Genomic DNA, 18,011 nt, shown 5'->3' on the forward strand with positions numbered 1-18,011 from the left:
TCGTACCGGACCAGATGCCTGGCCGGCTCAGCTTCGGCCGACCAACCGCTCGATCTGATCGGCCAGCGGTGCGGACAGGTCCGGCATCGACATCCTGGATCGCCAGGCTCGTCCGGTGATCAACTGCAGAGCGTACTTCTGGCGCGCGATCGACGGGCCGAGCAGACCGACGATCTCGGCGACTCGACCGGGCTCGTCGATCGCCTGCAGCAGCAGGTCGGGAACGGCCGGGAAGCAACCGGAGACGACGCCGGTGCCGCCGTCGTCGCGGATCGTCGGGAGCCGCGAATCGTCACCCGTGTAGAGCTCCTGGTCGTCCCGCAGCCGGCTGCGGAAGGCGTCGAAATGATCATTGGCACGGCCGGAGAGCTTGACGCCGACGATGTTCGCCGGCGCCATCAACCGGGCGAACGTCTCCGGCTCGACGGTGACACCGGTGCGATCGGGAAACAGGTACGGATAGATGCTCAGCTGCGGATGCCGTTCGGCAAAGGTGTGGAAGTGCGCCACCACCTGCTCGGCATCGGCGGGGAGATAGTACGGCGTCAGCAGCGCCACTCTGGTCACGCCGACGGAGGCCGCGTCCTCGGCCAACCGGTCCGACGCCGTCAAGGAGGCCGCACCGACGTGGGTGATCACCTTGTCGGCGCCGACGGCCCGGACCGCGACCTCGGTCAGCGTCCTGCGTTCGTCGCGGTCCAGCGCCGGGAACTCGCCGGTGGTGCCGGCGACCAGGACGTCGGCATGACCGGCCGGCAGCCGGGACAGGACGTCGGCGAACGCGTCGGGGTCGACCCGATCATGATCGTCGAACGGTGTCGGCACGGCCGAAATGATCAGCGGCGACTCGTCCGTTCGATGAGCTGCCGTCGGAAGGGGTGTTTCCGGCACGGGGTTGTCGGGCATCGGGCAAGGAGCGGTCACGGGCGCCACCGTACTGCCTCGATGGAGCGCTCCGATCTGCTGCCCGAGTTGGCGTAGTAGGCGGCGAGGACGGTGCCGTCGTCCATCGCGATCGCTCGTGGGTAGCCCATGTCCCGGACCGCGACATCATCGGTCAACACCTGCAGGGTCCAGCTGCGACCATGATCATCGCTGCTGACTGCCCGCAGACCGTACGGTTCGGCACGGCTGCCGTAGGCCAGCACCAGCCGGTCGTCGGCGAGCCGGACCAGAGCCGGCGGATTGCCACCGCCGCCGGCGTCGGGCACCGGACGCCCGATCAGCTCCCAGCTGACGCCCCTGTCCTGGCTGGCATACAGGTCGATCCAGGTCGCCCGGCCGCCCTTCTCCCCCGCGCCCGCACATCGCCGGGCACACAGCACGGTGCCATCCTCGAGAGCGACCGATGACGGCATGATCGCGTACCCGTCGGGGGTCTCGCCGACCCAGCCGCGTTGTTCGAAAGTCCGTCCGCCGTCGCCTGTCCAGGCAGACAGCACTCGACCCTCCGAGCCGTCCGGTTTGCCGGTGGTCAGCTGGAACAGTGCCTCGTCCGGCCCGAACGCGACGATGTCGGTGCGGGCCGCGACGGCGGCCTGCCCGAAGTCCGGGATCCGGTACGGACCGGTCCAGGTGCGCGCTCGGTCGCTGCTGACGTAGAACCACGAGACGGCGCCGGCCACGATGCCGGTGCGTGCGACCAGCACGATGGTCTCCGGGTCGGTGAAGTCGATCGGCTCGGCCATCGGCACGAAGTCGTCGGCCGACAGCCGAGGTCCGATCTGCAGGTCGGCGTCGACGTGTTCGTCCCCGGACAGGGTCTGTGCCCCACCGGGGATGGTCCCGGTGAACGGCTCGTGGGTCCAGCTGCGACCGCCGTCCTGACTGCGCGCGACCACCGGGACGAACGGGCGGGACCTGTCCCGCGGATGCAGACCGGTGTCGGTGCCGATCCAGCCGGACACGAAGATCGACACCACCTCCTCACCCCAACCCCAGAGGCCGTAGTTGGCCGGCCAGCCGGCGAATCGTCCCGGTTCGCGATAGACGGTGCTGCGGTCCAGCTGCATCGGCGAGGTCATCCTTTCAGGCCGGCGGACAGTCCGCCGACGAAGTAGCGTTGAGCGGCGAGGAACAAGATGATCATGGGGATGACGGTCAGCGTGCTGGCCGCCATCAGGACGTTGGTCTCCGATTCGGTGCCGTCGGCGTACAGCTGCAGGCCGAGCTGCAGGGTCGCCAGCCGGGTGTCGGAGGTGAGGATCAACGGCCACACGAAGTCGTTCCAGGCACTCTGGAAGGAGAGAATTCCCAGTGTGGCAACGGCCGGCGTGCAGAGCGGGATCATGATGCTGCCGAAGATCCGCAGGTGCGATGCGCCGTCCATCCGGGCGGCTTCGAGGTATTCGTCGGGGATGCCGGAGAAGAACTGCCGCATCAGGAAGATCCCCAGCGGGGTCGCCACCGACGGCATGATCAGTCCGGCATAGGTGTTCAGCAGACCGCTGCCGCCCATCCCCAGGAGATTGTTGCCGCCGGCCAACGGGATGTGTTGCAGGACGATGAAGACCGGCACGATCTGGCTCTGAGCCGGCACCATCAACAGCGCGATGATGCCGGCGAAGATCACGTTCCGTCCCGGGAACCGCATCTTGGCGAACGCATAGCCGGCCAGCGAACAGAGCACGATGTTCCCTACCATCGAGCCGAGGGCGTAGATCAACGAGTTGGCCAGCTGCCGGGCGAAGTCGGTTGCCGACAGGGCCGCGACGAAATTCGACCATTGCCAGTGGCCGGGCAGCAGCGAGGGTGGGAACTGGGCCAGCTCGGTCTCATCCTTCAGCGCGGTCGAGATCATCATCAGGAACGGGTAGATCGCGACCACACTGACGGCGGCGATCACCAGATACCAGACGACGATCAGGCGGATCTTCGCCGGGGTCCAGCGCGGTCGGTTGCGGATCGGTTCGGTCCGGACCTCGGCGTCGGATCCGATCTCGGTGCGCACCGCGGAGATGGTCATGATTGCCTCCCGTTGACCAGCCGCGCGCCCACCACGGAGAACGCCAGGATGAGCACGAACAGCACGACCGACATGGCCGAGGAATAGCCGAAGTCCGAATAGGAGAAGGCGTTCTGAAAGATCTGATACACCACGGTCGAGGTGGTACCGACCGGCCCGCCCTGGGTCATGATGTAGATCGAGCCGAACACCTGGAAGCTGCCGGTGACGGTCAGCACCACCAGATAGAAGGTGACCGGCCGCAGCAACGGCAGCACCACAGACCAGAAGGTCCGGACCGGTCCGGCACCGTCGATCCGGGCCGCCTCACGGACCTCCTCGGGACGTTCTGCAGCCCGGCCAGGTAGAGCAGCATCGAGGTTCCGTAGTCCCGCCAGATGCCCATCACGATCAACGCCGGCATCGCCGTCGACGGATTCTGCAGCCACCGCGGAGCAGGCAGCCCGATCCCCTGCAGGATGCCGTTCAGCGGACCAAGATCAGGATCGTACAGGTAGATCCAGACCATCGCCGCGGCGGCGATGGAGATCAGTACCGGGAGATACAGGATGGCGCGGAACACGTTACGTCCCGGATATCGCACGTTGAGCAGCATCGCTGTGCCGAGACCGATCGCCATCGTCGGCACCGTGACGCCGACGGTGTAGTAGAGCGTGTTCTGCAGGGCCTGGCGGAACACCGGGTCGCCGGCCAAAGTCAGGTAGTTCTTCAACCCGACGAAGGATGTCGGCCGCAGGAAGGTGACGTCGGTGAGGCTGAAGCCGATCGTGGTGAGGGCCGGGATCCCGACCACGAGGGCCAGCACGATCACCGCGGGCGCGATGAAGGCGTAGGCGATCCAGTCGCGTCGAGGGCGACGGGCGGCGATCAGGCGGAGCGAGGTCATGATCAACTCCTGACCTGGACGAAGGGACGGATCTTGGCGGCGGCAGAGCGGACGGCGGTGGCCGGGGTCGACCGTCGGTAGAACACATCGGCCACCGATCGTGCGATGACCGGGATCATCCGGGTCTCGGCCGGCGTCACCGGGCCGTGCTCGGGCGCGTGATCGGCGGCCTCGACGAACCGGGCCAGCAGCTTGTCCTTCTTGATCGCCGGGGACGCGGCTGCGGTGGCGGTCGCCGGGATGTTGCGACTGACGGCTGCGAAGCGGATCTGTTGCTCCTCCGACAGTGCGAAGTCGATGAACCGTGCGGCTCCCTGTCTGGACGCGGCCTTGGCCGGGATGGCAAAGGCGAAAGGATCGATCATCGACGTGTATCCGCCGTCCCGGCACGGCATCAGAGCTACCGCAACGTTGATCTTGCCCTTCTTGGCCGAGGTCAACCCGTAGTTGCCGTTGATGGCGAATCCGGCACGGCCGGACGGGAACGGAGCCGACGAGCTGTCGCCGATCCCGAACCCGGGGACGGTCACTCGGTCCTTGATCACCAGTTGAGCCATGAACTCGACGGCGGCCACGCCGGCGTCGGAGTCGAAGGCGACGTCGGTGCCGTCCTCGGTCAGCACCCTGCCGCCGGCGCCCTGGACGAACAGCGTGAACGCCTCGTAGAGCTCGAGATCGTTGGCATACAGATGCAAACCGGCCCGGAGCAGCTTGTCACCGTCCCAGCGCGTCAGTTCCTTCGCCCAGCCCCGTAGCTCATCCCAGTCGGTCGGCGGACGGTCGACATCCAGTCCGGCCTCGGCCGCGATGTCGACGTTGATCGTCAACGCCCGCGACGTGCCGTACAGCGGCGCGGAGACCAACTTCCCACCCAGCCGGGAGTAGTTGGCGAATCGGTCGGTCAGTCGGCTCGCGTTGGGCACCAGACCGGACAGGTCGGCCAACCGGTCACCGGAGGCGTAGATCAGTGAGTAGTCCCAGTGCTGGATGAACAGGTCCGGCAACGTGCCGCCGATGATGCCGGTCAACAGCTTCTGGTTGAGCTGATCGGGACTGCCGTACAACGATTCCCGGACCCGGACCCGTGGATGGGCGGCGGCGAACGCCTCGCCGAGTGCTTCGCCGGCCTCCCGTTTGCTGCCGGCCAATTGGGACCAGAACGACACCTCGCGCACCGGTCCACCGCCGGACGAGCATCCGGCGAGGAGACCGCCACTGGCGGCTGCGGCGCCGAGGGCAATGGTCGACCCGACGAATGATCGACGGGACATGCGTCCCTCCGGTAGCAGACCCGTCATGATCACAGCCTCCTTGCTTGATCGGTCGAGCTGAGCACAATCCCAACGGAACAAAGGGATTGCAGGTGTCTAGTCGAGCAAACCGAGCCGGTCGGCCGGGCGTGCTACGGCGATCGCCTGGCCGTGAGCCCGGCGCATCCGTTGCCGGGACCCCTCGATGTGCTCGGCCAGTAACGCCATCACCGACGGTTCGTCCTGGGCGACCAGAGCCGCCAACAGTCCGGAGTGATCGGAGAGCGTCGGATGCAGGTCGCGGGCGTCCTGCGCATTGGTGACCGACAGCATCGCCGAGAACGTCGGTTTGTACTGCCCCCAGACATCGCCCAGGCGGCGGTGACCGGCGGCCCGGTAGAAGGCGGTGTGGTAGTCGAGGTCGGCGTGAGCGAACGCCTCGACATCACCGCGATCCGCGGCCTCGGTCATCTCGCCGAGCGCTCGTTGCACCGCCGTCCAGTCCTGGCTCTCGCGGTGCATCGCCAGCTGGAGCGCCTCCCGTTCCAACATCGTGCGCAGCGAATACAGCTCGTCGATGTCATCCAAGGAGAGCCCGCGGACATAGACGCCGCGACGCCGAGACTCGACCAGCCCCTCCGCCTCCAGCTGCCGCAGCGAGTCACGGACCGGGCCACGACTGACACCGAACAGTTCGGACAGCTTGCCTTCCACCAGATGGGTCCCTGACGGCAGCTCGCCGGACACGATCTCGCGTCGCAGTCGATCGGTGACGTGCACACCCAGCGCTACCGGTGGGGCGATCTGGAGGTCGTGGCGCACCGGCACTCCCTGCTCTCAGCTGGTCTGGCCGGGGGCCCGGCCCTGATTGTCTACGGTTAACCGTCATCGAATAACGGTTTACGGAAACTGTCAAGAGGCAATCATGCAGCCGACGAACGGAGCAGCTCCTGGTCGTCCCGCCGCCGGCCGCCGACCATGACGGATTCGCCTCGCCGGCCACCCGGGTGGCGACGCATTATCCCGATATTTCCTATAGTGCGACTGTGATTAATCGATGGGGCGGCCGCCCGACCAAGCGGTGCCGATGAGTGCGTCAGCCGAAGCGACCCGACGCCAGCCCGGTTGGGACAACGCACGCTGGCTCGCGGCAACCTTGATCGTGATCCACCACCTCACCAGCGGGCTCCTTGCCCGCCATCCGACGTTGGAGATGCTGGATTTCGCGGCCTGGGGAATGCGGGTGCCGGTGTTCTGCATCCTGGCCGGATACTTCTCCCGCTCAGAGAACCTCGCGCCCCGGGACCTGCGCCGTTTGATCGAATCGCTCCTCGTGCCGTACCTGCTGTTCGGACTGTTACACACCCTCGTCCTGTTGGTTCGTGGCGACGGGTTCCGGGTGCACACGGTCGTCCCCGCCTGGGCCACCTGGTTCCTGCTGTCCCTGCTGTGCTGGCGCATCGCGCTGCCCTACATCGCGCGGTTGCGCTATCCCCTGCTCTGCTCGGTGGTCCTGGCGTTGGTGATCGGCTACGTCGACAAGGTCGACAACGTCTATTCCGCTTCGCGTACCGTCGTCTGGCTACCGCTGTTCGTGATCGGCTGGAAGCTGCAGCAGGGTTGGGCGCAACGGTTGCTCAGCCGTCGCTGGACGCTGGTCGCGGCCGCGGCGGTGATCACCGCGGACATCATGATCGCGATCGGTCTGCATGATCGACTCGATCGTTCGTGGCTCCGCACGGATGCGCCGTATCCGAGTGACTGGACGCCGCTGCTCGCCTGGACCGTCCGGCTCGCCATGTTGGCGACCGCAACGGTGGTCGCACTCTCGACGCTACGGCTGGTGCCGAAGCGGTCGATCCCGCTGATCACCTATCTCGGGTCCGGTGGCCTGTTCGTCTATCTCCTGCACCCGCTGGTGTTGCGACTGATCGGGGACCGGCTGGAGACCTGGCTGGACGGCTGGTGGGCGCTGCCGGGTGCCGTCGCGATCGGCGCGTTGACCGCGGCGGTCCTCGGGTCGGCACCGGTGCGCACCATCGCCGCACCGATCGTCCGGCCCCGGTGGCGGTGGCTGTTCCGGCCGGACGGCGATCGAACGCACCAGAAGATGCGCACACCGACCGAGCAATCGGTAGCTCGCACTGACCGTCCGGCATGGCGAGGGGACGCGCGGCCGACGCCCTGACCGGTGAGTCTCCTGGTCGATCCAGCCGACGGCCCACCCGGCTCGGGAGTGTCACCGTCCGTCGACGCTGCCCGTAGTCGACTGTCGGTGCTCGGCCGCTCGCCGAGTGGCGACCGCGTCCTGCGCGGCGCCGACGATCGCCGCCAGCAGGAACGCGCCCCCGGCCAGAGCGGGCAGCGCGAGCCGCTCTCCGAGCACCACGCGCCCGAGGACGGCGGCGGTGAGCGGCTCGATGACGGCGAGCACGCTGGCCGACGTAGCCGGGATCGTCGCCAACGCCCGGAAATACAAGCTGTACGCGAGCGCGGTCGGGATCAGCGCCAGCGCGACCGCTGCGGCAATGCTGCTCGGGTTGATCATGATCGAATCGATGCCCCCGGTGACGGCGACGACCGGGACGAGCAACAGCCCGCCGAAGGTGAAGCCGAGTCCGGTCAGCCGAGCCGGCGCGATCGACGATCGAGCGCGAGCGACGATCAGAGTCATCGTGGCGAAGCTCGCCGACGACAGCAGAGCGGCGATCGTACCGAGCGCCAGGGCGGCCGGGGCGACGCCGGCGATCGGCGAGCCGATCAGGAGACCGAGACCGGCAATCGTGAGGGTCAAGATCACGGCCAGCCGCAGGCTGAACCGGCGCCGCCCGGTGACGATCTCCACCAGACCGACCAGCACCGGCGCCGCCGCAATGGTGATCAAGGTCGCCAGGCTGACGTTGATCAAGATCACGGCGACGAAGTAGCCGGTCTGGAACAGGGCGGCAAGGCCCCCGACCGCGCAGATCAGCCGCCGGCTCCCGTTCGTCTCCCGCCTCGGCCGTCGAATCGCCAAGCCTGCCAGCACGATCAGTCCGCCACCGAGTAGTCGGCAGGCCGCGACGGCGACGGCGGAGACGTGAGCGTGGGCAGCCAGCAGGGACCCGAACAGGCCACCGCTCCCCCAGGCGATGCCGGCGATGATCATCGCCGACAGATTGAGATTGGTCGTTGCACCCGACGTTGCCCGGGCAGCACAGGACGGATGATCAAGATCAGACATCAGGATGTTCCTTCGCGCGCCCGAGCAGACAGGGGCGCCTCGCAGTGGCAGCAGGGAGCTGGCTTCGGGCGCGCGAAACTCGACGGCCGGCGACTACCGGCCGGAGTTGTCCTCAGAGGATGCTGACGACGCGCCCGATCAGGCGCGTGGTGGCGAAACGATGCACAACCGCATGCCGCGGACCCTACCACCGAGCACCAGGAAGCGATCGCCGTACCGGCAGCCGATCCTCCCAGGTAGGCTCACCGCCGTGCCGGCCATCGACCAGTTCCTGGACGCCGCGGACATTGCCGCCGAGCTCGTCGGAGATCGCCGCGTCGCGACCCGCTGGCAGGATTCGAGCGTGCTGCCGCGGATGAGCATCGGCATGCTGGCCTGTCACCTCGGCCGACAGACCGTCCGGGCTGCCGAACTGCTGCCGGTGGCCGCGACCGACGAACCGCTGGACACCGTCGCCGAGCACTACCGGCGGGCCGCCTGGGTGACCGCAGCGGATCTCGACGACCCCGCTCTCGACCGCTCCACCGACCAGTCCGAGGCCGCTCTCGGGCATCCGGCATTGGTGGCGAGGATGGCCGGCGCGCGGAGTACTGTCGCTGCCCTGTCGTTGGACGACCAGGCTGCCGACGTGGTCCGGATTCCCTGGCAGGGGTGGAGTCTGCGGCGCAGCGACTTCCTGCTGACCCGGATGATCGAGATCGTCACCCATGTCGATGATCTGGCCCGCAGCGTCGAGCTGCCGACGCCGTCGTTCCCGATCGAGGTCTATCGCCCGGTGCTGCAGGTCCTCGCCGAACTGGCCGTCGAGCGCCATGGCCAGGCAGCTGTCACCAGTGCGCTGACCCGGTCGGAACGGATGCCGCCGACGATCAGCGCCTTCTGAGGCACCGGAACCTGCCCAACGACTGCGCTCAGGGCCGTTCGTGTGTCGTGATCAATCGCCCTCGTGGGTCGTGGGTGATCAATCTCGTCGTGCGTCGGCGAACTGTTCCTGGCCGAGGACGGCCAGCAGTTGCAGCTTGTCGTGGCCGTCGGTGTGCGGCGGGGCGGTGAGGACCAGCAGCGCCTGGGACTGGTCTTCGGTGAACAGCGCCTGGCAGTCAACCTCGATCGCGCCGAGCTCGGGGTGGATCAGGGTCTTGTGATCGGCGAACCGCTTGGTGACCTCGTGCCGTTCCCACAGGGCGGCGAATTCGGCACTGATCTTCTGCAGCCTGCGGACCAGGTCGCCGGCTCGTGAGTCGGCGCCCATCGACCCGTACGCTGCTCTCAGGTTGGCCACCTGCGCGCGGCTCTGCCGATCACGGTCGTCCTCGGGGTAGCGGAGCCGTTCGGTGGGATCGGTGAACCACCGATAGATCTCACTCCGCGCCGGGCCGGTGAACCGGGTCCGATCGCCGAACAGCGCATCGGCCATCCGGTTCTGCACCAACGTCTCCGCGAGGTTGGAGATGATCATCGCCGGGGTGTCGTCGAGCCTGTCCAGTACCCGCAGCAGCTGCGGCGCCACGTGGGCCGCCGCGGTGGTCGGTGCTGGCGCGTTGTGCCCGGCGACCTGGAACAGGTAGTCACGTTCGCCGTCGGACAGCCGCAGCGCACGGGCGATCGCGGCGAGCATCTGTTCGCTCGGCTGCGGTCCGCGCCGCTGCTCCAGTCGGGTGTAGTAGTCGGTCGACATCACTGCCAGGTTTGCGACCTCCTCGCGCCGCAGCCCGGGCGCCCGGCGACGTGCCCCGGCTGGCAGTCCGACGTCGGCGGGTTGCAACGCCTCCCGACGCCGGCGCAGGAAGTCGGCCAGTGCTGCACGATCCATACGGTCCATTATCGTCCCGGTCGGCTGCCCGCAGCGACGCTCAACCAGGGATCAGTGATCCCCCGATAACCGGTCTCTGCCGCCGCCCGGCCGCAGCGATCATGATCGACGACATGAACATCTCCGGCAATACCGTCTTCATCCCCGGATCGACCAGTGGTATCGGCCTCGCCCTGGCGCTCGAACTGCAGGCCAAGGGCAACACCGTGATCATCGGGGGTCGCCGGGCCGAGTTGCTGTCCCGGCTCGCCGCCGAGCATCCTGGCCTCGAAACGGTCGTCATCGACACCACTGACAACGAGAGCATCACCGCCGCAGCCAAACAGCTCATCACCGACCATCCCGAGCTGAACGTCGTCGTGGCGATGGCGGGCATCATGGCGGTCGAGGACTGGCATCATCCGGAAACCTTCCTCGCCTCGGCCGAGTCGATCATCACCACCAACGTGCTCGGACCGGTCCGGCTGATCGCGGCGTTCGTCGAGCATCTGCAGACCCGGCCGGACGCGACGATCGTCACGGTCTCCTCCGGGCTGGCGTTCACGCCGTTGACGGTGACGCCGAGCTACAACGCGTCCAAGGCGGCCATCCACATGCTCAGTGAATCGCTGCGGCTGCAGCTGGCTGACACCTCGGTCAAGATCACCGAGCTGGTCCCGCCGGCGGTGCGGACCGAGCTGCTACCCGGCCAGCAAGACAGCGAATTCGCCATGCCGCTGGACGCGTTCGTGTCCGAGGTGATGGGCCTCCTCGAGGCCGATCCGGATGCGCACGAGATCCAGGTCGAGCAGGTGAAGTTCCTGCGCTACGCCGAGGTACGCGGCGACTACGACCAGGTCGTCGCCACGGTGAACGCATCCGATCCGCACGGCAAGTAGTCGCCGGTCGCGGGCTCTGAGCCGTTGGCCCGAGGCCGGCCTCAGCGAATAGCCGACAGCCCGTCGCCCTCCGGGGCCAGACCGGACAGGTGCGCGGCGTCATTGACCGAGACCAGCGTCCAGTGGGCTGCATCGGCAGCAGGATCGTGACGCCAGGTCGTGACGCCGGTGTTGGCCAAGGCGAACTTGACCCGCGCGGTCGTCGGTCCCAGCCCGAAGACGAGTGCGAGCGAGGCCTCGATCACTCCACCGTGGGTGACGGCCACGATCCGCTCTCCGGGGTGCCGGGCGACCAGCTCGGTCAGTCCCGCGCCGGCACGAGCCAGGAACGTTGCCCAGCTCTCGCCGCCGGAGGCGAATGCCTGGAACGGTCGGCGCCACATCCCGTCGGCCAGTCCGGGCCACCGGGACTTCCATTCCCCGACCGACAGGCCATCGGCATCACCCGGCCGCAGTTCCTGCAGCTCGGCGTCGTCGAGCACCGGCAGACCCAGCGCCTGCGAGACGTACCGGGCGGTCTGTTGGGCCCGCGGCAGCGTGCTCGCATACAGCACGTCGGCCTCGAACTTCTCTGCCCGCAAGCGTTCGGCCAGCAGCTCGGCCTGCCGACGGCCGCGATCGGTCAGCCCGACATCGCCGGTCATCCCGCCGATCACGGGGGTGACATTGGCCACTGATTCGCCGTGCCGGACCAAGATCAATTCGGTGCTCATGGACACTATCCAACCTGATCACCGATCGACGGCACCATGCCAGCCAGGAGCTCGAAGACCTGCCGCATCTCCTGCTCGGTCGGAGCAGGCTGCGCCGCGCTGGCCCCGATCACGACCAGATGCGGCACCAGAGCAGCGATCCTGGCCTGCTGCGGATCCGGCAGGATCCTCTCCCAGAGACCGATGAGGGCCGCCAGCCGTTGCTGATCCACCCGCTGTTGGACGGCGAGAGCGTCGGCATCATCGGCTGCCCAGGAACGGATCGCCGCGTCCAGCCGGTTGTCCAGGACCGGTGCATCGGCCAGGGACATCACGGCCCGATCCGGCGCCAGGTCAACAGCCGCGGCCAGGAACTGCTCGATCGCATCGACGGCCTGCTCCTCGTATCGCGCCAGCAGCACGCGTCGGTAGTCGCCCGCACCGCGGAAATGGTGGTGGAACGATCCCTTGGTCAACCCCAGCCGGGCGGCGATGCTGTCCACCTTCAGGCCGGTCGCGCCCTGCTCACGGAGCACGACGAAGCCTTCGTCGATCCAGCGATCTCTCGGTGCCATGTCCCGACCATACCATACGGTACGGTATGGTATGGGAACGGTGCGATTCGCGCACCGTCACAGCAAGGAGTTGATCATCGTGTTGGAGCCCTGGTGGCCCCTCGTCGTGCTGGCCGTGATCTCGGCTGTGGACGCAGTGCTGTGCTGGCGCCCGGTGCCCTTCATCGCGACCTGCCTGACCAACATGGGATTCCCGCGCCCCTATTGGCGACTGCTCACCCCGATCAAGGCTGCCGCCGCACTCGGATTGCTGATCGGCATCTGGGTGCCAGCACTCGCCCTGCTCACCGCCGCTGCCCTGGTGGGCTATTTCGCGATCGCGATCGGCATCCACGTCCGGGCCAGAGACTTCGGCCGCAATCTCTTCCTGAACGCAGCAGGGATGATGATCCTCTGTGTTGCGGAGTTGATCTTCGTCATCTCGGCGATCTGAACCCATCGCGTCGATCAGCACCGCATGGACCAAGATCAACTCATCGTCACCCCTTGGCCCGACTCGCCGACTCATGCTTGGATCGAAGGGTGACTGATCACTGTCAGGAGTGCGATTTCGACTACGCCGAGGTGACGACCGAATCAGCGGCCGTCCGCCTGCGCACCGATGCCGGCAACCTCGGCGACACCGTGCTGGCCGTCGGCGCGGCGCCGTGCCCGACGCCGGGTTGCTGGACCGCCATCGAGTACGGCGGCCATGTCCGCGACATGCTGATCGTGCAGCGCGAACGCATCCTCCATGCCCGTACCGCGGACACGCCGCCGATCATCCCGATGGGACGCGACGAACGGGTCGGCTGGGGCGAATACACCGGACTGACCGCGGCCGATATCGCACGCCAGCTCCACGACACCGCCGATTCGCTGGCCCGCACGCTGGAACACCTCTCGCCCGAGGAGTGGCGACGTCGCGTCGTCTACAACTACCCCGAGCGCGCCGAACGCACCCTGGAGTGGGTGGCCGCCCACACCGTGCACGAGATCGTCCACCACACCATGGACGTCCGACGGCACCGTAGCGAGGGGTCGCAGCTTCCATGATCATCACAACGGACTTCAGCCGCCCGCGCGGATGGCACGTTGATCAAGGTCACACACCGACCGACCCACCAGGCCCGTAGATCACCGTGTTGGGCCGGCGGCACTCCCCCGCCCAGCTGAGGATGCTGTGTGTCAGACCCCCTGGCGCCGTCGGGGACGGTTTCGGTAGCGTCGAGGTCGACTATCGCTGATCAAGGAGGCTCACGGATGGCTGGAAAGTTCGAGGTCTACAAGGACAAGGCCGGCAAGTACCGCTGGCGACTGAAGGCCGGCAACGGTGAGAATGTCGCTTCCGGCGAGGCGTACGAGACCAAGGCAGCGGCACTGAAGGGCACCGAGTCGGTGAAGCGCGCCGCCGGAGAATCGACGGTCGTCGACCTCACCGAAGGCTGATACGCATCATCCGACGCCGGTACGCCCGACAACAGTCGGCGGGCGTACCGGCGTCCGGCATGTCGAGGTCGGGAGCGCTCAGAGGCTCCGCCGGAGGAAGTCCAACGACAGCTGCCACGCATCGGTCGCAGCTTTCTCGTCATAACGCGGTCCGGCGTCGTTGAAGAAGGCGTGCGCGGCGCCCGGATAGACCTTGGCGGTGAAGTCGACACCCGCGGCCTTCATCGCCGCCTCGACATCGGGGAGCCCGGTCATCAGCCGTTCGTCCTGGTCGCCGTAGATCGCGAGCACCGGGCAGCCGATGGCAGACACTGCGCCCAGGTCCGCCGGGGCACCGTAGAACGGAACTGCAGCCTTGATCCGGTCGTCAGCCGCCGCCAACGCAAAGGAGTAGGTGCCGCCGAAACAGAAACCGAGCACCGCGAGCCGCCCGTCGACGCCAGGCTGGTCGGCCAACTCGTCGACCACGCCGCGCAGCGTCGCGACCGCCCACTCGGCGTACTCCGGATCGAACGCCGGTGCGGCCTTCTCCCGCATCAGCGGCTGCACGGTGACCCGCTTCTCCTCGTCCGGATCGTTGGACAACTCGACGAGTTCCTGCCCGATCTTCGGCGTCATCCCGGCCTTGCTGAGGATGTCCGGGGCGTAGGTCAGGTAGCCCTGTTCGGCGAATCGGCCGGCGACGTCCCGGATGTGATCGACCAGGCCCCAGATCTCGTGGATCAGCAGCAGCCCGCCCTTGATCTCCCCGCTCGGTATCGCCTTGAAGACCTCGATCTTCGATGCACTCATCGCGCCCTCCGCTTCGATCGGTCGTCCAGCCGGCAAGACCGGACGCAGTTAGTTGCCGCTCGGCACGTAATATACGGTCCGAGCCCGGCGGTCCGACCTGCGATGAGGGGCACCTGCGTCCATGCCACGTCAGTCACCACCCGCCGCCACCGATCCCAACAGCGGTTCCGCGCTGCCGACCGGCGCCATCGAAGCATCGGCCACCGCGCCGGCAGCACTGCCCCGCCGTCGGCTCGTGTTCGGCATCGTGGCGATGGCGCTGTTCATGGCCTCGGTCGACCAGACCGTCGTTGCCACCGCCCTGGTTGCCATCCAATCCGACCTCGGCGCCGGCATCGAATGGAGCGGCTGGACGATCACGGTCTACTCCCTCGGCCAGGTGATCGTGCTGCCGTTGGCCGGCAAATTCGCCGACATGTTCGGTCGCAAACGCGTATTCCTGACCGCTGCGGTGATCTTCACCGTCGCGTCGTTGTGTTGCGGGCTGGTCGACAACATCGCCCTGCTGGTGGTGCTGCGCGCGATCCAGTCAGTGGGCGGCGGCGCGTTCCTGCCGTCGGCCAGCGGCATCGTCGCCGATCATTTCGGACCCAATCGGGATCGGGCACTGGGAATGTTCACCTCGATCTTCCCGATCGGCGGGATCGTCGGTCCGATCATCGGCGGCGTGTTCGTCAGCTACTGGTCCTGGCGAGGCATCTTCCTGGTCAATGTTCCGCTCGGCGTCGCCTTGATCATCATGACCGTGATCTTCATCCCGCGCGACCGGGCCGCCGGCGGCTCCGCCCAGCGGAACCGGATCGACGTCTACGGCTTGGCCCTGCTGGCCGGCTTGATCCTCGGCCTGATGCTCGGCGTCACGCACCTGGGTGGCGGCGGCAGCGTGCTGAGCATCGGCTTCCTGCTGCCCGAGGTGCTGGCGGTCATCGCCCTGGTGCTGTTCGTCCGGCACGCCAAGCACGGTCGATCGCCCTTCATCCCGATCCGACTGCTGACCGGCAAAGGCTTCGGGGTGATGAACCTGATCAATCTGTTGCACGGCTGTGCGGCGATCGGCTTCGGCGCGCTGGTCCCGTTGTACGCCGAGACTCGCTACGGGATCTCGACGCTGGAGGCCGGAACGCTGCTCACCGCGCGGGCGATCGGGATGATCCTGGTCGCCAGTCTGGCGACCTTCGCGCTCCGCCGTACGGGATCGCGGTTGCCGATGCTGATCGGCTTCTCGGTGCTGGCGGTCGGGATGGTGACGACCGCGCTCGGCGCCCCGCCGGGCATCAGCCCGTACCTGTGGTTGTCGATCGCGTCGGCGGTGTCCGGAGTCGGCATGGGGATCGCCCTGCCCGCCTCCAACAACGCGATCCTCCAGCTCGCTCCGGATGCCGTCGCCGGGATCTCCGGGATGCGCGCGATGTTCAGACAGGGCGGGTCGATCCTGTCGATCTCGGTGGCAACCGCCGTCCTGGCCGCAAGCACCTCACCGGGCAACACCTTGGGCCACGTGTTCCTGGTCTTCAGCGGTCTGCTGATCCTGGTGCTGCCACTGCTGATCCGGGTCCCGGAGCATCGCGGCAGCTGGTAGCCGAATTCGGGTGAACTCCTCCCGCCCCCGTCGGCAACAAGGTACGTTTGTGGCATCGAAGCGAAGGGATCCGCGATGACGCAGTACTTCCTGACCCTGCCCCATGATTCGGCCGACGAGCCGACGATGGAATCGATGCAGCAGATGGACCCCGCCGAGTTGGAGGCCGTGATGGCGGCCGTCGGCGACTTCAACACCGCACTGCAGGAGTCGGGCGCCCTGCTGTTCGCCGGTGGCCTGCATCCGCCGAGCACCGCGAAGACGATCGACGCCACCGGGGATGCTCCGGTGATCGTCGACGGCCCGTTCGTCGAGGCGTCCGAATATGTCGGCGGCTTCTGGGTGATCGAGGCGGCCGACCTGGACACCGCACTGGACTGGGGCACCCGGGCGGCCAAGGCCATGCAGAGCCGGATCGAGGTCCGCGCCCTGCAGGAGGCACCGCCAGAAGCCTGATCGGCCCGAGTGATTCGCTGCTGGCCGATCAGCTGAGCAGGGGCTTCACCTGCCGACCGAGGAAGGCGATGAAGCCCTCCAGATCGGGCTCGTCCGCGGTCGGCTGGACGCCATAGCTGGTGATTCCGTACGACGCGTAGCGGTCCGCGGCCGCGGCGACCGCCGCCGCATCGCCGGCCACCCCGATCCCGGCTCCCGGTCGACCACCCCACAGCGGCAACTCCCGATCGAGCCGCTGCTGGGCATCCGCGCCGGTTGCCACGATCTGCGCCGCGGCCACCTCGGGCCTGTCCGCATCCGTCCGACCTGCCTGCTTCCGCGCCACGATCACGGCACCGGCGAGCGCCCGTACCTCGTCATCGGTGAGCGCATTGGTGAGCAGGTTGCCATCACCGATCTCGGCGGCCAGGGCGACCGATCTGGGCCCGGAGCCGCCGACCATCAACGGTGGCGGCGGGCTCGGCGGCCAGTCCAGCCGGACCCGATCGAGATTCACGTAGCGCCCACTGGCCGTGACTTCCTCGCCGGCCAGCAAGTCACGGATCGCCGTCACCTGCTCCCGCAGCAGGGTCAGCGGGGACGCGGCCCGGACGCCCGCCTGCCCCATCCATTCCTGCACGCCGTGACCGATGCCGGCAACGAAGCGTCCGGGGAACATCCGTTCGACGGTGGCGAATTCCATCGCCGTCAGCACGGGATTGCGCAGCGGTGCCGGCAGCAGGGAGATCCCGACCCGGATCCGGTCGGTCCAGGCCAGCGCGGCGGTCGCCGAGGCGACACCGCTCTGCTTGAATGAGTCCTCCCACACCCACAGTTCGTCGAGGCCGCTGCGTTCGGCCGCCGTTGCCAGGCTGCGAAGCCTCTCGGGCGGGATGGTCGGGGGGATGTGGATGCCGATGCGCATGGCACCAGCATGTCGGTGCTGCCGCCGGAAATGAAGCGCCCCGCCCCGTACCATGTGCAGATATTGCGCATGTGCAGTTTCTGCATACTCTGGATGGATGAGTACCCCGGAACAGACTCGTCGATTGATCGAGACCGCCGTGACCGGCGCGATCGACAGCCTGCAGCGGGTCGACGCCTCGACACCGTCGGCAGCGATCGCCCACCTGCAGGAAGCGTCGCGGAACACCGAGATCGCGCTCAACGAGGCGCTCGCGGCCGGTGTCGTCGGTGACGGGCTGAGCATGCGGCAGGCCGCAGCGGCCGGCGGGCTGGCGCCGAACACGTTGCCGGCCCGGCTGGCCGGCACCTCGCTGCTCGGGGGTTATCAGGGAGCGGACCGCCGGGTCCGCGCCGAAGGCATCGCCCGAGCCCGGTACGACATCGGGCGACAGCCGAGCGAACGACCGGCAGCCGAGAAGGAGACGACCGAGGAGGACACCGTCGACATCAGCAGACCCGCGACCGGCCCATCAGCGCAGGGCCCGGCCGCGCACACCGATCCATCCGACAGCGTCGACCGATGAGGAGA

At 67.6% G+C, this 18,011-nt stretch carries 22 protein-coding genes; 9 read left to right on the plus strand and 13 right to left on the minus strand.

What is annotated here, in order from left to right; translation table 11 throughout:
• Window positions 1–27: 27 nt before the first annotated feature.
• The 7 genes from BLU38_RS06820 to BLU38_RS06845 form a co-directional block, all read right to left on the minus strand.
• Window positions 28–825 carry a dihydrodipicolinate synthase family protein gene (locus tag BLU38_RS06820; RefSeq protein WP_157683258.1) on the minus strand — a complete coding sequence of 266 codons (798 nt, stop codon included), beginning with the start codon at window positions 823–825 and terminating at the stop codon, window positions 28–30.
• A gap of 95 nt (window positions 826–920) precedes the next feature.
• Window positions 921–2,012 (minus strand): sialidase family protein, encoded by a 1,092-nt coding sequence (locus BLU38_RS06825; RefSeq protein WP_091532060.1) that lies wholly within the window; start codon window positions 2,010–2,012, stop codon window positions 921–923.
• A gap of 8 nt (window positions 2,013–2,020) precedes the next feature.
• A complete protein-coding gene (locus BLU38_RS06830) occupies window positions 2,021–2,965 on the minus strand; it encodes a carbohydrate ABC transporter permease (protein ID WP_091521879.1) in 945 nt (314 codons plus the stop codon).
• Entirely contained in the window at window positions 2,962–3,261 is a 300-nt protein-coding gene (locus BLU38_RS06835) for a carbohydrate ABC transporter permease (protein WP_231920376.1), read from the minus strand. The genes BLU38_RS06830 and BLU38_RS06835 overlap by 4 nt, the downstream gene beginning before the upstream one ends.
• The gene (locus tag BLU38_RS31590) at window positions 3,177–3,851 is read right to left on the minus strand and encodes a carbohydrate ABC transporter permease (RefSeq protein ID WP_231920463.1); all 675 of its coding nucleotides are present in this window, start codon (window positions 3,849–3,851) and stop codon (window positions 3,177–3,179) included. The genes BLU38_RS06835 and BLU38_RS31590 overlap by 85 nt, the downstream gene beginning before the upstream one ends.
• A gap of 2 nt (window positions 3,852–3,853) precedes the next feature.
• The gene (locus BLU38_RS06840; RefSeq protein ID WP_157683259.1) at window positions 3,854–5,122 is read right to left on the minus strand and encodes an extracellular solute-binding protein; all 1,269 of its coding nucleotides are present in this window, start codon (window positions 5,120–5,122) and stop codon (window positions 3,854–3,856) included.
• 96 nt (window positions 5,123–5,218) lie between these two features.
• A complete protein-coding gene (locus BLU38_RS06845; protein WP_197680026.1) occupies window positions 5,219–5,923 on the minus strand; it encodes a GntR family transcriptional regulator in 705 nt (234 codons plus the stop codon).
• Window positions 5,924–6,188: 265 nt separating this feature from the next.
• Here BLU38_RS06845 and BLU38_RS06850 point away from each other — a divergent pair, with 265 nt between their 5' ends.
• A complete protein-coding gene (locus tag BLU38_RS06850; RefSeq protein ID WP_157683260.1) occupies window positions 6,189–7,289 on the plus strand; it encodes an acyltransferase family protein in 1,101 nt (366 codons plus the stop codon).
• A gap of 51 nt (window positions 7,290–7,340) precedes the next feature.
• On the opposite strand, the gene BLU38_RS06855 is transcribed toward BLU38_RS06850, so the two are convergent.
• Window positions 7,341–8,324 (minus strand): EamA family transporter, encoded by a 984-nt coding sequence (locus BLU38_RS06855; protein ID WP_091521894.1) that lies wholly within the window; start codon window positions 8,322–8,324, stop codon window positions 7,341–7,343.
• A gap of 250 nt (window positions 8,325–8,574) precedes the next feature.
• Here BLU38_RS06855 and BLU38_RS06860 point away from each other — a divergent pair, with 250 nt between their 5' ends.
• Complete coding sequence (locus BLU38_RS06860) at window positions 8,575–9,207, plus strand: maleylpyruvate isomerase N-terminal domain-containing protein (RefSeq protein ID WP_091521897.1); 633 nt, start codon at window positions 8,575–8,577, stop codon at window positions 9,205–9,207.
• A 78-nt stretch (window positions 9,208–9,285) separates the two neighbouring features.
• On the opposite strand, the gene BLU38_RS06865 is transcribed toward BLU38_RS06860, so the two are convergent.
• On the minus strand, window positions 9,286–10,137 hold the full coding sequence (locus BLU38_RS06865; protein ID WP_091521900.1) for a helix-turn-helix transcriptional regulator: 852 nt from the start codon (window positions 10,135–10,137) through the stop codon (window positions 9,286–9,288).
• Between BLU38_RS06865 and BLU38_RS06870 the strand changes: the two genes are divergently transcribed.
• Window positions 10,122–11,015 (plus strand): SDR family oxidoreductase, encoded by an 894-nt coding sequence (locus tag BLU38_RS06870; RefSeq protein ID WP_231920217.1) that lies wholly within the window; start codon window positions 10,122–10,124, stop codon window positions 11,013–11,015. The genes BLU38_RS06865 and BLU38_RS06870 overlap by 16 nt on opposite strands.
• 41 nt (window positions 11,016–11,056) lie before the next feature.
• Here BLU38_RS06870 and BLU38_RS06875 read toward each other — a convergent pair whose 3' ends face one another.
• A complete protein-coding gene (locus BLU38_RS06875) occupies window positions 11,057–11,728 on the minus strand; it encodes a histidine phosphatase family protein (RefSeq protein WP_091521902.1) in 672 nt (223 codons plus the stop codon).
• Between the two features lie 5 nt (window positions 11,729–11,733).
• The gene (locus tag BLU38_RS06880) at window positions 11,734–12,282 is read right to left on the minus strand and encodes a TetR/AcrR family transcriptional regulator (protein ID WP_091521905.1); all 549 of its coding nucleotides are present in this window, start codon (window positions 12,280–12,282) and stop codon (window positions 11,734–11,736) included.
• Between the two features lie 31 nt (window positions 12,283–12,313).
• On the opposite strand from BLU38_RS06880, the gene BLU38_RS06885 reads away from it, so the two are divergent.
• The 3 genes from BLU38_RS06885 (at window position 12,314) to BLU38_RS06895 (ending at window position 13,710) form a co-directional block, all read left to right on the plus strand.
• The gene (locus BLU38_RS06885; RefSeq protein ID WP_091521908.1) at window positions 12,314–12,715 is read left to right on the plus strand and encodes a DoxX family protein; all 402 of its coding nucleotides are present in this window, start codon (window positions 12,314–12,316) and stop codon (window positions 12,713–12,715) included.
• A gap of 89 nt (window positions 12,716–12,804) precedes the next feature.
• The gene (locus BLU38_RS06890) at window positions 12,805–13,317 is read left to right on the plus strand and encodes a DinB family protein (protein WP_197680027.1); all 513 of its coding nucleotides are present in this window, start codon (window positions 12,805–12,807) and stop codon (window positions 13,315–13,317) included.
• Window positions 13,318–13,524: 207 nt separating this feature from the next.
• Window positions 13,525–13,710: a YegP family protein gene (locus BLU38_RS06895; RefSeq protein WP_091521912.1), complete on the plus strand. Its 186-nt coding sequence runs from the start codon at window positions 13,525–13,527 to the stop codon at window positions 13,708–13,710.
• A gap of 78 nt (window positions 13,711–13,788) precedes the next feature.
• On the opposite strand, the gene BLU38_RS06900 is transcribed toward BLU38_RS06895, so the two are convergent.
• On the minus strand, window positions 13,789–14,502 hold the full coding sequence (locus BLU38_RS06900; protein ID WP_091521914.1) for a dienelactone hydrolase family protein: 714 nt from the start codon (window positions 14,500–14,502) through the stop codon (window positions 13,789–13,791).
• A gap of 121 nt (window positions 14,503–14,623) precedes the next feature.
• Between BLU38_RS06900 and BLU38_RS06905 the strand changes: the two genes are divergently transcribed.
• On the plus strand, window positions 14,624–16,081 hold the full coding sequence (locus tag BLU38_RS06905; protein ID WP_091521917.1) for an MFS transporter: 1,458 nt from the start codon (window positions 14,624–14,626) through the stop codon (window positions 16,079–16,081).
• Between the two features lie 75 nt (window positions 16,082–16,156).
• Window positions 16,157–16,537 carry a YciI family protein gene (locus BLU38_RS06910; RefSeq protein ID WP_091521921.1) on the plus strand — a complete coding sequence of 127 codons (381 nt, stop codon included), beginning with the start codon at window positions 16,157–16,159 and terminating at the stop codon, window positions 16,535–16,537.
• Between the two features lie 28 nt (window positions 16,538–16,565).
• Here BLU38_RS06910 and BLU38_RS06915 read toward each other — a convergent pair whose 3' ends face one another.
• Complete coding sequence (locus tag BLU38_RS06915) at window positions 16,566–17,441, minus strand: LLM class flavin-dependent oxidoreductase (protein ID WP_091521923.1); 876 nt, start codon at window positions 17,439–17,441, stop codon at window positions 16,566–16,568.
• Between the two features lie 97 nt (window positions 17,442–17,538).
• Between BLU38_RS06915 and BLU38_RS06920 the strand changes: the two genes are divergently transcribed.
• Window positions 17,539–18,006, plus strand: coding sequence for a hypothetical protein (locus BLU38_RS06920; RefSeq protein WP_157683261.1), 468 nt, complete (start codon window positions 17,539–17,541; stop codon window positions 18,004–18,006).
• Window positions 18,007–18,011: the final 5 nt, after the last annotated feature.

This window comes from Microlunatus soli (assembly GCF_900105385.1).
Taxonomy (GTDB): domain Bacteria; phylum Actinomycetota; class Actinomycetes; order Propionibacteriales; family Propionibacteriaceae; genus Microlunatus; species Microlunatus soli.

Coding starts and splice junctions, on each gene's coding strand:
- BLU38_RS06825 (WP_091532060.1), bottom strand. CDS start 2,012: ATGCAGCTGGACCGCAGCACCGTCTATCGCGAACCGGGACGATTCGCC.
- BLU38_RS06830 (WP_091521879.1), bottom strand. CDS start 2,965: ATGACCATCTCCGCGGTGCGCACCGAGATCGGATCCGACGCCGAGGTC.
- BLU38_RS31590 (WP_231920463.1), bottom strand. CDS start 3,851: ATGACCTCGCTCCGCCTGATCGCCGCCCGTCGCCCTCGACGCGACTGG.
- BLU38_RS06840 (WP_157683259.1), bottom strand. CDS start 5,122: ATGTCCCGTCGATCATTCGTCGGGTCGACCATTGCCCTCGGCGCCGCA.
- BLU38_RS06850 (WP_157683260.1), top strand. CDS start 6,189: ATGAGTGCGTCAGCCGAAGCGACCCGACGCCAGCCCGGTTGGGACAAC.
- BLU38_RS06855 (WP_091521894.1), bottom strand. CDS start 8,324: ATGTCTGATCTTGATCATCCGTCCTGTGCTGCCCGGGCAACGTCGGGT.
- BLU38_RS06865 (WP_091521900.1), bottom strand. CDS start 10,137: ATGGATCGTGCAGCACTGGCCGACTTCCTGCGCCGGCGTCGGGAGGCG.
- BLU38_RS06875 (WP_091521902.1), bottom strand. CDS start 11,728: ATGAGCACCGAATTGATCTTGGTCCGGCACGGCGAATCAGTGGCCAAT.
- BLU38_RS06880 (WP_091521905.1), bottom strand. CDS start 12,282: ATGGCACCGAGAGATCGCTGGATCGACGAAGGCTTCGTCGTGCTCCGT.
- BLU38_RS06885 (WP_091521908.1), top strand. CDS start 12,314: ATGGGAACGGTGCGATTCGCGCACCGTCACAGCAAGGAGTTGATCATC.
- BLU38_RS06895 (WP_091521912.1), top strand. CDS start 13,525: ATGGCTGGAAAGTTCGAGGTCTACAAGGACAAGGCCGGCAAGTACCGC.
- BLU38_RS06900 (WP_091521914.1), bottom strand. CDS start 14,502: ATGAGTGCATCGAAGATCGAGGTCTTCAAGGCGATACCGAGCGGGGAG.
- BLU38_RS06905 (WP_091521917.1), top strand. CDS start 14,624: ATGCCACGTCAGTCACCACCCGCCGCCACCGATCCCAACAGCGGTTCC.
- BLU38_RS06910 (WP_091521921.1), top strand. CDS start 16,157: ATGACGCAGTACTTCCTGACCCTGCCCCATGATTCGGCCGACGAGCCG.
- BLU38_RS06915 (WP_091521923.1), bottom strand. CDS start 17,441: ATGCGCATCGGCATCCACATCCCCCCGACCATCCCGCCCGAGAGGCTT.
- BLU38_RS06920 (WP_157683261.1), top strand. CDS start 17,539: ATGAGTACCCCGGAACAGACTCGTCGATTGATCGAGACCGCCGTGACC.